Source organism: Streptomyces axinellae (assembly GCF_039532135.1).
GTDB classification, from domain to species: domain Bacteria; phylum Actinomycetota; class Actinomycetes; order Streptomycetales; family Streptomycetaceae; genus Streptomyces; species Streptomyces axinellae.
This window is the reverse complement of record NZ_BAAARJ010000006.1, coordinates 35112-49181: the sequence shown is the minus strand read 5'-3', so window position 1 is coordinate 49181 and position 14070 is coordinate 35112. Positions and strand designations below refer to the sequence as shown.

Annotated in this window: 14 protein-coding genes and 1 pseudogene; 2 read left to right on the top strand and 13 right to left on the bottom strand. The window is 65.4% G+C overall.

Annotated features, from left to right (window positions below):
- Positions 1-70 precede the first annotated feature (70 nt).
- The 10 genes and pseudogenes from ABD339_RS10435 to ABD339_RS33755 form a co-directional block, all read right to left on the bottom strand.
- On the bottom strand, positions 71-1432 hold the full coding sequence (locus ABD339_RS10435) for a dihydrolipoamide acetyltransferase family protein (protein ID WP_344564527.1): 1362 nt from the start codon (positions 1430-1432) through the stop codon (positions 71-73).
- On the bottom strand, positions 1432-2454 hold the full coding sequence (locus ABD339_RS10430) for an alpha-ketoacid dehydrogenase subunit beta (protein ID WP_344565047.1): 1023 nt from the start codon (positions 2452-2454) through the stop codon (positions 1432-1434). Before ABD339_RS10430 ends, ABD339_RS10435 begins: the two co-directional genes overlap by 1 nt.
- Positions 2455-2489: 35 nt before the next feature.
- Positions 2490-3662: a pyruvate dehydrogenase (acetyl-transferring) E1 component subunit alpha gene (gene pdhA / locus ABD339_RS10425; protein ID WP_344564526.1), complete on the bottom strand. Its 1173-nt coding sequence runs from the start codon at positions 3660-3662 to the stop codon at positions 2490-2492.
- Positions 3663-3952: 290 nt separating this feature from the next.
- Positions 3953-5122, bottom strand: a complete 1170-nt coding sequence (locus tag ABD339_RS10420; protein ID WP_344564524.1) for a 3-hydroxy-3-methylglutaryl-CoA reductase — start codon at positions 5120-5122, stop codon at positions 3953-3955.
- Positions 5123-6767: 1645 nt separating this feature from the next.
- The gene (locus tag ABD339_RS10415) at positions 6768-7733 is read right to left on the bottom strand and encodes a hypothetical protein (RefSeq protein WP_344565045.1); all 966 of its coding nucleotides are present in this window, start codon (positions 7731-7733) and stop codon (positions 6768-6770) included.
- Between the two features lie 20 nt (positions 7734-7753).
- The gene (locus tag ABD339_RS10410) at positions 7754-8380 is read right to left on the bottom strand and encodes a PadR family transcriptional regulator (RefSeq protein WP_344564522.1); all 627 of its coding nucleotides are present in this window, start codon (positions 8378-8380) and stop codon (positions 7754-7756) included.
- A gap of 29 nt (positions 8381-8409) precedes the next feature.
- A complete protein-coding gene (locus ABD339_RS10405; RefSeq protein ID WP_344564520.1) occupies positions 8410-8802 on the bottom strand; it encodes a Tn3 family transposase in 393 nt (130 codons plus the stop codon).
- On the bottom strand, positions 8711-9073 hold the full coding sequence (locus ABD339_RS10400; RefSeq protein ID WP_344564518.1) for a hypothetical protein: 363 nt from the start codon (positions 9071-9073) through the stop codon (positions 8711-8713). The genes ABD339_RS10405 and ABD339_RS10400 overlap by 92 nt, the downstream gene beginning before the upstream one ends.
- Positions 9048-9935: a hypothetical protein gene (locus ABD339_RS10395; protein WP_344564516.1), complete on the bottom strand. Its 888-nt coding sequence runs from the start codon at positions 9933-9935 to the stop codon at positions 9048-9050. Before ABD339_RS10395 ends, ABD339_RS10400 begins: the two co-directional genes overlap by 26 nt.
- Before the next feature lie 133 nt (positions 9936-10068).
- A pseudogene (locus tag ABD339_RS33755) lies at positions 10069-10320 on the bottom strand (DUF4158 domain-containing protein); the annotation flags it as partial.
- 347 nt (positions 10321-10667) lie between these two features.
- On the opposite strand from ABD339_RS33755, the gene ABD339_RS10390 reads away from it, so the two are divergent.
- Positions 10668-11375, top strand: a complete 708-nt coding sequence (locus ABD339_RS10390; protein WP_344564514.1) for a recombinase family protein — start codon at positions 10668-10670, stop codon at positions 11373-11375.
- The gene (locus ABD339_RS10385) at positions 11273-11956 is read left to right on the top strand and encodes a hypothetical protein (protein ID WP_344564512.1); all 684 of its coding nucleotides are present in this window, start codon (positions 11273-11275) and stop codon (positions 11954-11956) included. The genes ABD339_RS10390 and ABD339_RS10385 overlap by 103 nt, the downstream gene beginning before the upstream one ends.
- A gap of 350 nt (positions 11957-12306) precedes the next feature.
- On the opposite strand, the gene ABD339_RS10380 is transcribed toward ABD339_RS10385, so the two are convergent.
- The 3 genes from ABD339_RS10380 to queE are packed head-to-tail and all read right to left on the bottom strand — an operon-like array spanning position 12307 to position 14068.
- Positions 12307-13074 (bottom strand): GTP cyclohydrolase I FolE2, encoded by a 768-nt coding sequence (locus ABD339_RS10380; RefSeq protein ID WP_344564510.1) that lies wholly within the window; start codon positions 13072-13074, stop codon positions 12307-12309.
- Between the two features lie 2 nt (positions 13075-13076).
- Positions 13077-13433: a 6-carboxytetrahydropterin synthase QueD gene (gene queD, locus ABD339_RS10375; RefSeq protein WP_344564508.1), complete on the bottom strand. Its 357-nt coding sequence runs from the start codon at positions 13431-13433 to the stop codon at positions 13077-13079.
- Positions 13433-14068, bottom strand: coding sequence for a 7-carboxy-7-deazaguanine synthase (queE, locus tag ABD339_RS10370; protein WP_344564506.1), 636 nt, complete (start codon positions 14066-14068; stop codon positions 13433-13435). Before queE ends, queD begins: the two co-directional genes overlap by 1 nt.
- Positions 14069-14070 lie beyond the last annotated feature (2 nt).

Genomic DNA, 14070 nt, shown 5'->3' with positions numbered 1-14070 from the left:
GGACGGGCGCGGTGGGTGAAGCTCCGATCCACAAGCCTTGAGCGTTGCTCCGGCCGGAGCACCGGGCCGCTCACAGAGCATGCAGCAGCAGTGCCGGTTGCTCTACGGCGTCGGCCACATATCGGAGGAACCCTCCGGCTGTCGCCCCGTCGCATGCCCGGTGATCGAAGGTCAGTGAGAGCTGCACAACGCGCCGAACCGCCAACTCACCATTGTGGACCCATGGCCGGTTCGCTATCTGGCCTACGCCCAGCATTGCAACCTCTGGGTGATTGATGATGGGGGTCGAGCCGTCGACGCCGAATACACCGTAGTTGTTGAGTGTGAAAGTACCTCCGGTCAGTTCGGTCGGTCTGAGGGTCCCGTCCCGAGCGGCCTCGGTCAACCTTGCGATCTCTGCTGCGAGCTCGCCCGTATTGCGGGTGTGCGCGTCTCGTACGACTGGGACGACCAAGCCGCGATCTGTCTGCGCGGCGAACCCGATGTGCACAGCCGGCAGCCGAACGATCTCCGCGCTTCCGGAATGAACCATGGAGTTCAATTCCGGGTAGCGGGCGAGTGCGGCCGTGCATATACGAGCGAGCAAGGCGAGCAGGGAGACCTTGAGGCTTCCTCCCGAAGCTCGCGGGTCCTGGAGGCGGCCCTCGCTTTGGCGTTGCATGGCGGCGCGGACGGCCAGCAGCTCGGTGGCATCCGCTTGTACCCAGCAGGTCGCGTCCGGGATCTCCCGACGGCTGCGGGTGACCTTGTCAGCCATGGCCTTGTGTATGCCGCGCAACGGTATGCGCTCCACCTCGCTGGACTGCGCGATGAGCGTGGCCTCGCCCGGTTGCGGCTCGGCGGCGGCTGCTGAGTTTGCGGCCTTCTCGACGTCGCTCCGCACGATCAGTCCTCCCGGCCCGGAACCGGTCAGCTCGCGTAGATCCAGCCCGTGTTCACGTGCCATCCGGCGGACCAGAGGCGAGCTCACGGCAGGGGGTGAGATCGTCTCGACCCCCGAAGGCGTAGTCCTCTCGCGGGGGCGGAGGCCGGCAACCGGCTCGGTTGGGTGCGCGCCGTCCGCCGCGGCCTTGTGGTGAATCCGGCGGCGGCGTGATGCAGGCGCCCCCGTGCCGTAGCCGACCAGCACATTGCCGGAGCCTGCCTCCTGGAGGGGGGCGGACCCGGGAGCGCACCCTTCCGGCTGATTGCTGACCGCGACGTTGAGCAGTGGCGCGCCGACCGGGATCTCGACGCCTTCGTCGCCGTAGCGCGCCGTGATCACGCCCTCGTACGGGCATGGCAGCTCCATGAGCGATTTCGCCGTCTCGACTTCCACAACCGGCTGATCGACCGACACGATGTCGCCGACGTCGATCAGCCAGCGGACGATCTGCGCTTCTGTCAGCCCTTCGCCCAGGTCGGGCAGCCGGAATTCCTCCACCACGGGCATCAGGACCGCTCCTGCCTCTGCGTCCCGGACACCCACTCCGACTCCCACTGGAGACGGGCCACCGTGTCGAGGATGCGGTCCACGCTCGGCAGGTAGTACCGCTCCAGGTGCGGTGGCGGGTATGGGATGTCGAAACCTGCGACCCGCAACACCGGCGCCTCAAGGTGGTGGAAGCAGCGTTCCGTCACCCTCGCCGCGATTTCGCCGCCCGGACCGCCGAAGCCCATCGATTCATGGACTATGACGGCCCGTCCGGTCTCGCGCACAGAGGCGCAGACAGTGTCGTCGTCGAAGGGCACCAGGCTGCGCAGGTCCAGGACCTCCAGGTCCCACCCCTCCGCACGCCCTGCCTCCGCCGCCTCCAAACAGACGGGCACGGAGGGCCCATAGGTGATGAGGGTCGCGCTGCGCCCTCTTCGCCGGACCGCAGCCTGCCCGATGGGCGCCACCGGCTCCGGTGCTTCCGGGGCCCAGTCGGCCTTCGACCAGTACAGACGCTTCGGCTCAAGGAAGACAACCGGGTCGTCGGATGCGACGGCGGCCCGCAGCAGCCCATAGGCGTCGGCAACGGTGGCCGGGGCGAGGACATGAAGGCCGGGGGTCGCGAAGTAGTAGGCCTCGGAGGAATCACTGTGATGCTCGACGCCGCCGATGCCTCCGCCATAGGGAACGCGCATGGTGACGGGCAACGGCATGGCGCCCCGCGTGCGATTACGCATCCGTGAGACATGGCTGATCAGCTGTTCCAGGGCGGGGTAGGCGAAGGAGTCGAACTGCATCTCGACAACCGGCCGCAGTCCGTACATGGCCATTCCCACTGCGGTGCCCAGGATGCCGGCCTCGGCCAATGGAGTGTCGGTACAGCGCTCCTGCCCGAACTGCTCAGCGAGACCGTCGGTGATACGGAAAACGCCGCCGAGAGTGCCGACGTCCTCGCCCAGAACATGAACGAGTGGATCCTCGGCCATGGCATCGCTCAACGCACGGTTGAGCGCCTGCGCCATGGTGGCGGGCTTGCGCATGCGGGCGACCGGTTCCGTGACGGCAGATGTGGCGGTCACCGGCGCTCCCCCTTCCCCCGCTGCGGTCCGATGGTTCCAGCGGCATGCTCCGCCTCGGCCTCCAGCTCGGCTCGGAGCTGGCCGGCCTGCTGGCGCAACTGGGGGGTCTTGTCGGCGTAGACGAAAGCGAAAAGGTCCATGGGGTCCAAGGCAGGGACATCGGCCATGCCCTCTCGCATGTAAGCGGCCAGTTGCTCCGCTGATTCATGGGCGGCCCGGACATCCGCCTCGTCCAGTACCCCAGCGGACTGCAACCCCTCTTCCATCAAGGCTATGGGGTCGTGTGTGCGCCACGTCTCGACCTCTGCCTCGGTGCGGTAACGCGTGGCATCGTCGGCGTTGGTGTGTGCGTCGATCCGGTATGTGATGGCCTCGACGAGGGTTGGGCCTTCGCCACTGCGGGCTCGGGTCACTGCCTCTTGGAGCACTTGGTGTACAGCGACGGCGTCATTGCCGTCGACGAGTCGGCCCGGCATGCCGTAGCCGACCGCCTTGTGGGCGAGAGAGGGGGCCGCGGTCTGTTTGGCGAGTGGTACAGAGATCGCGAATCCGTTGTTCTGGACGAGGAAGACGACAGGGGCACGCCACACCGCGGCGATGGTGAGAGCTTCGTGGAAGTCTCCTTCGCTGGTGCCGCCGTCGCCGATCATGGCAAGGGCCACCAGGTCATCCCCTCGGAGACGGGCGGCATGGGCGAACCCCACTGCATGCGGAAGCTGAGTGGCAAGCGGCGTAGACAGTGCGGCGATCCGGTGCTTGTAGGGGTCGTACCCGGTGTGCCAGTCGCCGCGCAGCAGGCCCAGAGCCTGGACGGGGTCCAGCCCGCGAGCGACAGCGGCGAGAGTGTCGCGATAGCTGGGGAAGAGCCAGTCGCGTTCCTGCAATGCGAGAGCCGCGGAGACCTCGCAGGCCTCCTGGCCGGTACTGGACGGATAGACGGCGAGCCGCCCCTGCTTGGTGAGGGCGGTGGCCTGAGTGTTGTAGCGGCGACCGCGCACCAGTTCCGTATAGAGCCGCTTGAGGAGATCGCGGTCGAGCCGGGCGGCTGCACGAGTGCCCAGCAGTTGCTGCGGCTCCATAGAGGGCAGGAGCGGTTCGGGATCGATCCTTGGGCGCCAGGCAGGCGCCGGGGCCGAGCGGTACGGCACGGATTCCTGCAATGCCGTCATGAACGGACTTCCTATCATGCAGTGTTCACGGTTCTGAGTGGACGCGCACCTCACGAGGCTGCGCACGTGGATAAGAGCACCGAGGAGCTGAAGCTGCGGCATTCCCAGTCGCCGCTCGCCGGTAGGCCCTTCGGCCGCCTCAAACCCACAAGTGAGCTTGGTCGAAGCTTCGAATCTCCTCTATTTGAGGGTGTGTCAATTTTGCGAACGCCAATTTCTCTTCCCGATGGACCGGAGATCCATCGCGGCCCACGCGCCCCAGGGCCTTCCGCTCTCCGACAATTCGGCAATCAATGAAGAACGCTGTGCGCAGCACCCGAGCCGACGCTTTCCAGAGGGCGGTTCTTCCCGAGAGTCTCATGGGCGGTGACAAACTCGTGGGCGCATTGCGCAGCAGCACACCCGATCTCACCGGCGAGCACAACCGAAGTCATGATCTCGGCAAGCTTCTTCGCTTTTCCGCTGCCGGCGCACCCCACCATCGACAAGGTCGCCTGGTACGCGGGCAACCCGGTTCCGCCGCCCACGGTCCCTACGATCAGAGTAGGCAGCGTGACCGACACCTCCAATTTATCCTTGTCGATAAACCGCGTGTCGACGATGGCTTGTGAACACTCGGCAAGATAGGCCATGTCCTGGCCGAATGCCTGAAACATTCCGGCTAGACCGTTCGCAGCGTGGATATTGAGCGAGTAGCTGCCGTGCAGGGCCAGCAGATTCTTGTAATCAGCGACGAAGTGGTGAAGTCGCTCCAGGCTGGTGCGCGTGACAGCAGCAACGACATCGCGCCGCAGAACCGTGCGGGCCACTACTTTCTTGCCCTTCCGCCGCGCGGGAAGGAACTTCTTGTCCTCCGGATAGGGGAGGACGCAATCCTGCACCAATCCGCTGTGTGCCGTGATGTAATTGGCCACTTCACTGATCGCCTTGCTGCTCATATTGCTGCCCATGGCATCGCCGGTATCGCAGCTGATCGAGAGCAGGACCGACGAGCCCATGTGCTCGTAAGTTATCTCCAACGGCCTCAGGTGATTACTGTCCCGGGCTGTCAGCTTTCTGATCTCCGCTTCTTTCTGCTTGCACCATGTGAACAGGCGGACGGCGTCGCCCAGTGATGCGGTATTGAACTGAACACCGCGCAGAAAAGCATCTCCGTAGACCAGCGTCTCGCAGCCGCCCGACATGTTCATGGCCTTGACACCTCTGGAGTAGGATGCCACCAGCGTGCCTTCCAGTGTCGCCATGGGGACGATGAACGAGCCGTTCGCGTGCTCGCCCAAGATTTCAACTGGCCCGCACAGACCCAGCGGCACGGGAACTGCTCCGACGAAATTCTCGATGTTGCCGGCCACTTGTTCCTCGGTGAGAGCGGTTTGCAGGTCCTCGTACCCTGGCCCCGCCAATTTCTTCACAACGCCCACTCGCTGCTGCATATCGTTGCGGGAAAAATGCTCGCTCACGCTCTCAACTCCTTGACTTGATGGCATACGCGGTAGCCTGGACTCCTCACGATGCCAGGGATTCAGCGGGTTTCAATACTCAGCACATTGTGCGTAAGCACAATGTGCCTGCACATATAGGGGTGCACACCGTTGTCTCCAAAATCTTTCCGACCTCATTTTGTTTACGAGACGCTGTGCGGCAGTGGAGCGATCCCAGCCGTCAGAGTCTGCGGGCGCGCTCCTGCGGGTACCGGGAGATCGCCACGCCACCAGGGCTGATCAGTTTGCTGGTTGGGGGGTGGCGGCGTGTGAGGTGCTGGCGAGGTTGGCGATCGTGCTTGCGGGGCAGGGCCGTGGCTCGCCGATGAACTCTGGCTTCCTGCGCCGAGGCGGATGACTCCACACCTCAAGGACGTGAACAGACGGTTGGACGGGTCGGGTCGCAGGGCACCGGCAGCCCATGTACTCCAAGGGGGCTTTGGGCCTGAATCGACACGAATCTGTTCACTCACGGAAATCGATAGTCTTTAGGAGAACCAGTGTCTCTTAACCCCGTTCGTGTCGCCTGAAGCTCTGTGAGCCAGTATGTGAACTTCTTCGTAACGGGCCGCGAAATTACGGCCTTAAGGGCAGACTGGCATGACACATGTACGACTCCTCAGAGGGTCGAGGTAGCCCGAAACAAGATGCCTCAAAGCAAACCATCTTGGCCTCGTGTTGCAAAGGCATCACTGAGCACAATTTCCCCTGGCGGCTCGTCAGACCCCCCGGACGGGCCCCCAGTTCGGCGGGCAGGCTCACGGCCCAGCTATCGCGTCGGGTGGATGCCGGGTGCCACGGTCGCGGTGAGGTGATCCAGGCGTGTAGGGACGGCTGATTCTGCTGGTCAGCCGGGGTGCGGAAGTGTGCTTCATCGAGAACCGCACCCGGGCCATGAGGGTCACCGGTCTGCGCCGACTCCCCCTCCATGGCGGCTGGCAGAACCCTACCTGGCTGGGGATCGCCTAGCCTGCACTCGATCCGCTGGCACGACTGCGGGAGCCCCGCGGCCTGTTCTCCGTCGACCGGCTCACCACCACGGCCTCGCAGAGCGACATCCGGGATTCGCCGGACACTGGCCCTGCACCGAGATCATCACCCTGCCGACCGGGCGGCTCGCACAACTCGGCGCCGGGATAGGGACGTTCCTTGAACGCGTTCGCCGCACCCCCCTTCGGGCGGCCTTCGGACAGTCGCCGTCCAGACCTGGGCCGCAACTGGGATGCCCTGCGCTTTCCGGACAGGATGGCCAGGCTTGCAGTCACCGCAACTTCTCGTGTGTGCTGTGTACTTCACGTGGTGGTAGGTGCCGGCGACCGCGCCGGAGCGCGAGCGGCACGGCGAGCCGGGCTCGGCCGTGCAGCGCGGGCAGGGTGGCGCTCGACGTCGTCCGCGTCGCTCGGGGAGGCTTCTTGAGGGGCCGTCATGGCACCGGAGGCTGTGGCAAACCATTCTCAGAAATGCCCCGAACCCAGCTTTGGGTGAGAACGAGTTCTGCGAACCGGAACGGTGCTTCGCGGTCGCCGGGCCGTCCTCTTTGATCTTGCTCGGAAAAAGGACCGTTTGTGAGAATGGGGGCAGACTGCGATCCGGTGGAGACAGCCTGTCGCACTCGTCGTTCCCGTCAGACACTGAAGCGTTCGACGAGCATCTTCATCGTGTCGAAGGCGGGCTTGGGGGAGTAGTCATCGGTGGTGAGCCCGAATTGATGGAACAATCCCGTTTCGGCGCTGTCGGCATCTCGCAGCGCAAAATGCGTGTAACCGCTCAGGTGGAGTTGCTTCGATTGGGCGGCGATCACATCTACCACAGTCTCGACGACGCCGGCCTGCCGGTGCGGGTGGCGTTCGGGTCCGGTAGGCCAACCGTGCTCGGTGATGTGCAGCGGTAGGTGTCCCAAGCCGGAGGGTGCCAGTACCGAGTCACGGTGATGACGCAGCAGTCCCGCGACAGAGTGCGGGAGGTCGGATGCGTCGACGGGTTGGAAGACATCGGGAAAGAAGTCCAGGCCCACGTAGTCCAGATCGGATATGAAGTCTTTTCCCCCGAGGTTGGTCAGTTCAGTGACGAAGGAGGTTGCTGGCCCGAAGAGAGGGGTGGTGTTGAATCCGACCCGTAGGTTTGTGTACCCAAGTTCACGTGCTCGCGCTTTGACGACGGAAACCCCACGGACGATCGCCTCGTGCACCGCCGGATAGTAGCCGTCCAGCGTCGGGTTCGACATGACGTTGGGCTCTTCCGTCACTTGCAACGTGCTCGTGACCGCGCCGTACTGCTCGACCAGTTCGCGCAGGAAGGCGCAGTAGCCGTCGACGTCTCCGCCTGGGGACTGGTACTGCGCCACCAAGTCCAAGCGGCGCCCCCGGATGGCGTGTTGGGCTGCGGCGGCCGGCGCTGCGGTCGCGTGTGGCTCGCCGAGGCGAGTGGCATCGTCGAAGCCTATGTAGGCGCGTACCAGGAACGGACGGCCTGGTCGGCCCTGGAGACGGTCGAGTGCACTCGATACGAGGGCCGGGTCATCGGGCAGGCCACCGGCCAGGCCCCCAGTGTCATCACCGGCGACTCCGCCCGGGTAGATCCCGAAGAGCATGCCGTCATGCGCTGTCAGTGTCACGCGCTCAATTCCCCTCGGTTCGGCGTTACAGGCGGTGTGGAGGTTGTCGCCGAGTCGGTCGGCCACGTCAGTGAGCCGGTGCGGAGGTCGTCGATGACCGAGTCGATCCATGCCATCTCAGCGCGAGCGAGGCACAACGCGTATTCAGCTTCGATGACGTGTAGGCGGGGCACACCGGCCGCCAGGGCCTCCGCGAGGCGTTTTTCATCGGCGGCCGTGCGTTGCCGAAGGCGCTGGGCACGCTCAACCAGGGCCTCCACCGCGCCGCTCACCCCGAGGGCGCCGAGATAGGTGACTGCGCCCAGGAACTGCGAGAACTCGCGTTCTGGGTTGCGGATCTGGGAGTCCAGCCGTCGTACGAGTTCGTCGCGGCCCTCTTCCGTGAGGGCGTAGACGGTCCTCTCCGGACGGTTTCCCAAGCGCTGCTGGCCTTGCGAAGCAAGCCATCCCGCTTCGGTCAGGGCGGCAACGGTGTTGTAGAGCGTGCCTCGCGTGATCGCGGCCGCGTGGTTGTCGCTGCGTTTTCGCAGTTCGGCGAGCATCTGGTGCGGGTGCGAGGGCTGTTCGAGCAGGAGACCCAGAACTGCCAGAACGATCGGGTTGTCGAGAGCGCGACGTGGCATAGTCGAACTCTATCAGTCTAAATAAACTATTAGGCAGCCAGTGGGAACTGGCGGCAGTCGAAGGCACACGCCGTGCCGGTGCCCCACCACATCTCATCGCGGATGGCGAAGGTGGCGTTCACCAGCTTCCGCAGGGCCGCGCGCATGTTGGCCCGATTGACGAACAGGTGCCGCACCCGCCGCAGCGTCGCCTCCGGCTCACCGTGCTTGCCGGTCACCGCCACCCGCTTGATCCCCATGTTCGTGCCCAGGCCGAACAGGACCAGCAGCAGCCGGCACCACAGCACGTCCTTCGACAGCATCTCGCGGGTGGCCACCGAGGTGAACTCCTCAACGAAGCCGGTGTCGAACTCGGCGTACTTCAGGATGTCCAGCAGGTCGATCGTGCCCCAGCGCCGCTCGATCTCCCCCTTGATCGCCACCAGGGGACTCCGGCTCTTCCTGCTTGCCGCACGGGGAGACCCTGATCCACGGCTCGTCGTGCTTCTTGACGATCGGCACCCCGCCCGTCGTGCCCTCCGCCAGCGCCTGCTCGAATCGGTCCAGCGAGGTGCGGAGCTTGCCTTGCAGGGCGGTGATGAACTCGCGGGCGTCCTGCGGCTGGCCCAGCGCGGCGTAGTGCACGTCCCGGTTGTCCTCAAAGTCCGCGGGCAGGTCGTCCTCCGAACTACGCCACCGGTTCGCCACCACCACCCAGATCTCCCGCCGGCGCACCGCGTCCCGAAGCGCGACCAGCACGCACAGCTCGTACGGGATGCGCTCGATGCGACCCTTGTCGTCCACCACCGCCCGCCACTGCTCGGGCACCACCCCCCGCCAGCGGCACGCTCTCCGCCGGATCGAAGAACGCCCCCTCCTTCAGCGGCTGGTCCAGGTAGCGCTGGAGCAGGTCGACCGCGTCCATCACCGGCCGGTAGGAGGTGTTGTTGCACTTCAGCTCCAGCGCACCCAGCAGCGGCGAGAGCACCCGGCGCCAGTGCGCTGAGTACGACGACCGCAGCACCGTGCGGACCCGGGCCTTGTAGCGGGCCTCGTTCGCCGCAGCCTCCGCGGCGAGGGCCTCGAGCGTCTTCTCCCCGCCGACCACCGGGTAGATCACCCGCCGCACCGTGCCGGACGGCTCGGACAGCGCCGCCTCCGCGACCCGCACCAGCATCGCGTCCTTGCCCCGGACCTTCTTCAGCTCGGCGTTGAGCTCCTCGTCGACCTTCCGCTCCGCCCAAGTGTTGATCTTCAGTACGAGCTGGATGAACAGGTCCACCAGCGAATCGGTGATCTCCGTCTGCCGTACGTGGCACAGCGCGGCCAGCAGCGTCAGGCGCCGGGGCGGTTTCATCCGCTCCAGGTTCGCCGGGTGCTCCTTCGACGCCCGCGCCCGCCACGCGTCCACCAGCTTCTCCGACACATCCGCGAACAAGTCCGCGGGCAACTCCAGCCGCCGCACACGCTGAAGCTTGTTCACCTCCGCCAGCAGGCTCTCCATGCCCGGCGCCCCCGGGTCGGCCTTCAGCACAGCGAAGTGCGACCGGCCGCCGCCCGACACCGCCCCCCTCACCGTCCGCCCCCTCACCCGTATCGTCCTCGCTGCCGGCGACCAGGTCCTCCATGCGCGAGTGCGTCGCGTGTGAGATCCGCTCCACCCGACTGCGGCAGAACTGGGCCTCGAAGTCCGTGACCGCCCGGCCCACCAGCCGCTGAACCTTCGCCGGGACTGGCGGCTCGATGTGGTCGTTACGGCACCGGGCCACCACGGCCGCCATCAGACGCTCGCGAGAGAGCTCCACCGGGCACAGTTCCGCGGCCAGCCACTCCGCCAGCCGCTCCTGGTCCTCCTCGGTACCTGCCCGGAACCCGAAAGCCGTACGGATCTCCGTGCGGTGGCGGGTGATCGCCCGGCCCTGCCAGTCGTACGCGGCCCATTCCTCGGCCGCTACCTTCACCTGCTGGGCAACCTACGCAACCGCAGGCGCCGGGACTTCTCCCGCGCCCTCAGGGAACCGCGCCTCGACCTCGAAGAACTTCAGCAACAGGGCGAAGCCCAGCCGTTCGCCCCGGTCTTGTTCCGGAGCCGCACAACCTCGTCCTCAAGAAGCGTCCAGACCTCGATCAGGTCCTTTGGCTCCAACTCCTGCCGCACCGATGCCTCCGCGCCTCAACCAACTGGATCTCCACATCGGGGCGACCACCCGCCCCACCTGGATGGAAAGCACAGAACCGCACCCCAGCCCCATCACGTTCTGCTACATGACGGGTGGCGGCAGCTATACGAGAACACGGCCACACCGCGATGTCCGCACAGGCCCAGATCGAGGGCCGCTACCTCGGCGGACGTCCGCCCTACGGCTACCTCCTCGCCGACGCCGGGCCGCATCCCAACCCGGCCAAGGCTGCCGACGGCGAGCGGCTCCACAAGCTCGCCCCCGACCCGGTCGCCGCACCCGTCGTACGCCGCATCTTCCGCGAGTACCTGCGCGGGAACGGCATGTACGCCATCGCCGAGGGCCTCACCCGCGACGGCGTCCTCTGCCCCTCAGCGCACGACCGCGCCCGAAACCGGCACCGCGCCGGCCACGCCTGGTCCAAGGGCGCCGTCCGCACGATCTTGATGAACCCCCGCTACACCGGCCATCAGGTCTGGAACAAGCAGCACAAGAAAGAGATCCTGCTCGACATCGACGATGTCACCCTCGGCCACCGCACCCAACTGACGTGGAACTCCCACGACAAGTGGATCTGGTCCGCCGAGCCTGTCCACGAACCGCTCGTGCCGATGGCCGACTTCCAGGCGGCCCAGGCCCAACAGGAACGCCGTCGCAACACCGCAGGTGTGGAACGCAAGGTCGGTCCGAGCAAGCGTAGCTACGCCCTGCGCGGCCTCCTGCGCTGCGGCCAGTGCGACCGCAAGATGCAGGGCAACTACAACCGTGGCCTTCCGCACTACCGCTGCCGCTACCCGGCCGAGACGCCCACAGCGCCTCGCTCCCCCACCCCCTGACCGTCTACGTCCGCGAGAGCGCGCTCCTCCCCTCACTCGATGCCTGGCTCGTCCGTGTCTTCGCCCCCGGGCGCCTCAAGCAGACCCTCAAAGCCCTGCACCAGGCCCAGACCACGGCCTCCTCCGCCCCGGACCCCGCGCTCGAAGCCGCCCATCGGACCGTCGCCGACTGCGAGCGCAGGATCGAGGGCTACCGCGCCGCCATCGACGCCGGTACGGACCCAGCGACCGTCATGGAATGGATCAACCAGGCCGCCGCCCAACGCCAGATCACCGCCGCCCAGACGGCCCCCGCCCCGAAGGCCGCCCGCCCGCTCACCGAGGAGGAGATCGCCCAGATCATCAAGGACCTCGGCAACCTGACCGACCGGCTCCAGCAGGCCGCCCCCGAACGCAAAGCCCCGCTCTACGCAGCGTTCGGGCTCACGCTCACCTACGACCACAGCAAAAGGGCCGTGACTGTTGAGTCACGGCCCACAAGCGTCCGCACGCGACGTGCGGATGGTGAGTGTCCGAGGGGGGTGTCGAGCTCAGCGCACGATGTTCCGGCGCTGGCCAGGGGGACGCTGCGGCTACCATAACCCGTCCGGGTCCGCAGCGTACGCCCGCCCGTGATGCGACGTCGATATGGGTACCGACCCGGCGCCCGGACCCCGATGAACTGCTGAATCGGCCAGGTCCTGGTTGCTGGTATACGGCTGAGCCATGCGGCTGGGATGTCCCAGCGGATGCGGTTCCAGGACTGGGGGAGGCGCGTGGGTGTGGATACCCGATGAGCTGCGAGCAGCGGAGCGTGAGAACCAGCCCATCACGGCGATAGTCGGGAGCAGTTGTCGCTGACTCAGGTGGGCATGAGCTTGGCCCGTTTCCTCTGCAATGCATAGGAAACGGGCCAAAGCGCTATGCGCGTCGTCTCCCGTGGGCCTGACAGCTAACCAGCGACGTAGGCGACGGCGTCGTGGCTGTGGATACTCTCCAGGTTACGGATGCTGACCGCGTACCGGAGACCCCGGTCCAAGCACTTTGCGCTGACTGCGCGGGCCATGTCCTCGACAAACACTGGTTGGTTGTACGCCTGCATGGTCAGGACTCGTTCATCGGTGCGTTTGACCAGCGGCACCACCGGCGCTGAAGCGGACGACGACAGCAGCCGCACGGCGCTCCGAACCGGCAGAGGATATGGGTCGTCACCCTGGCCAGTCACGGTGAGCGTCACTCGGCTTCGCTGATTGTGTGCGCCATAGTCGGAGATAGCCTTCGAGCACGGGCAGAGGCTTGTTACCTCTGTGGTGACGGCTGTCTTCACCGTGACGTCGCCGTTGTCCCAATGGCCTTCAATGCAGATGTCGTGTACCTGTGTTGACTCACGCCCACTCGCGGGCGCGACCACAGTCGTACTTACGGGCATCGCCAGCGCAACTGTAATGGCAGGTGCATCCAGAAGATCTGCCCCGGTTTTGAGGACACTTGGCAACTGACGAGGATCGAACCTCTGCAAATGCTCGTGCACAAGGGCGACCATGCGGCTCATGTGCGTGCCACGTCGGTCACGCTGAAGCCGCACAGTTACTTCGAAGTTGGCGACGCCTTCCTGGCGGATGTACCCGTCCTCGAAGCTCACGGAGTAACGGAGACGGTCGATGCCGACCTTGTCGATCTCGATACCGCGCGAGTCGGTCTCGTTCTGAGTGTCGTGCATGCTCACTCGCCTCGGTAAGTGCAGCCCGATGTGCACGTTTCCCGAACTGTCAGCGCCGAAAGCCCTGACAAACCGGGCTGGAGCCGCTCCCAGATCCAACGGGCCAGTACCTCGCTGGTCGGGTTCTCCAGGCCCTCGATCTCGTTCAGGTAGTAGTGATCGAGTTGTGCTTCGATCGGCCTGAACGCACGCTTCAGGTCAGCGAAGTCCATGACCCAGCCTGCCTCGGGGTCAACTGGTGCCTCGACATGAACGATCACCTTGTAAGAGTGCCCGTGCAGCCGGGAGCACTTGTGGCCCTCCGGGACCTTCGGCAAACGGTGTGCTGCTTCGAACGTGAACTCGCGAAAAATTTCCATTACTGAATTCCCAGATACTTGTGCGTCTGGAGAGAGAGAATCCAGCGCGGATTTTTCATGCAGTAGTCGACCACTGCGCGGGTGTGTTCCTCGACGTCGGGACCGTCCATCGGCTGGAGCCGGAAGAAGCTGAAGTCCAAGTCCTCGAACTGGGCGGGGTCACCGCCCGCCTGGGGGTAAACCAGCTTCAACTCGTTGCCCTTGGTGACCACGAGTTCGGAGCCGATCTTGGGGCTTACGCACAGCCAGTCGATGCCCAACGGAGGTACGCGCGTGCCGTTCGTCTCGACAGCGACTTCGAATCCCCTGGCGTGCAGGGCTTCGATGGCAGCTTCGTCGAGTTGGAGGAGTGGCTCGCCTCCCGTGCACACGACGAAGCGGTGTTCGGTGGCTTCTGAAGGCCAGGCATTCTCAACAGCTTGGGCGAGGTCTTCGGGCGTCGCGAACCGCCCACCGCCCAGTCCATCGGTTCCCACGAAGTCAGTATCGCAGAACTGGCAGATGGCGCGATGGCGGTCCTTCTCCAGCCCCGTCCACAGGTTGCAGCGTGAGAAGCGGCAGAAGACTGCCGGGCGGCCTGCATGGCTGCCTTCACCTTGGAGGGTGTAGAAGATTTCCTTGACCAGATAGGTCATTG

What these genes read in the sequence shown, in the direction of transcription:
- ABD339_RS10415 (WP_344565045.1), bottom strand. Translation starts at nt 7,733, where the DNA reads ATGCTCTTCGGGATCTACCCGGGCGGAGTCGCCGGTGATGACACTGGG.
- ABD339_RS10430 (WP_344565047.1), bottom strand. Translation starts at nt 2,454, where the DNA reads ATGCGCAAGCCCGCCACCATGGCGCAGGCGCTCAACCGTGCGTTGAGC.
- ABD339_RS10390 (WP_344564514.1), top strand. Translation starts at nt 10,668, where the DNA reads ATGTCCGCACAGGCCCAGATCGAGGGCCGCTACCTCGGCGGACGTCCG.
- ABD339_RS10435 (WP_344564527.1), bottom strand. Translation starts at nt 1,432, where the DNA reads ATGCCCGTGGTGGAGGAATTCCGGCTGCCCGACCTGGGCGAAGGGCTG.
- pdhA (WP_344564526.1), bottom strand. Translation starts at nt 3,662, where the DNA reads ATGACGGCATTGCAGGAATCCGTGCCGTACCGCTCGGCCCCGGCGCCT.
- queD (WP_344564508.1), bottom strand. Translation starts at nt 13,433, where the DNA reads ATGGAAATTTTTCGCGAGTTCACGTTCGAAGCAGCACACCGTTTGCCG.
- ABD339_RS10410 (WP_344564522.1), bottom strand. Translation starts at nt 8,380, where the DNA reads ATGCCACGTCGCGCTCTCGACAACCCGATCGTTCTGGCAGTTCTGGGT.
- ABD339_RS10380 (WP_344564510.1), bottom strand. Translation starts at nt 13,074, where the DNA reads ATGCACGACACTCAGAACGAGACCGACTCGCGCGGTATCGAGATCGAC.
- queE (WP_344564506.1), bottom strand. Translation starts at nt 14,068, where the DNA reads ATGACCTATCTGGTCAAGGAAATCTTCTACACCCTCCAAGGTGAAGGC.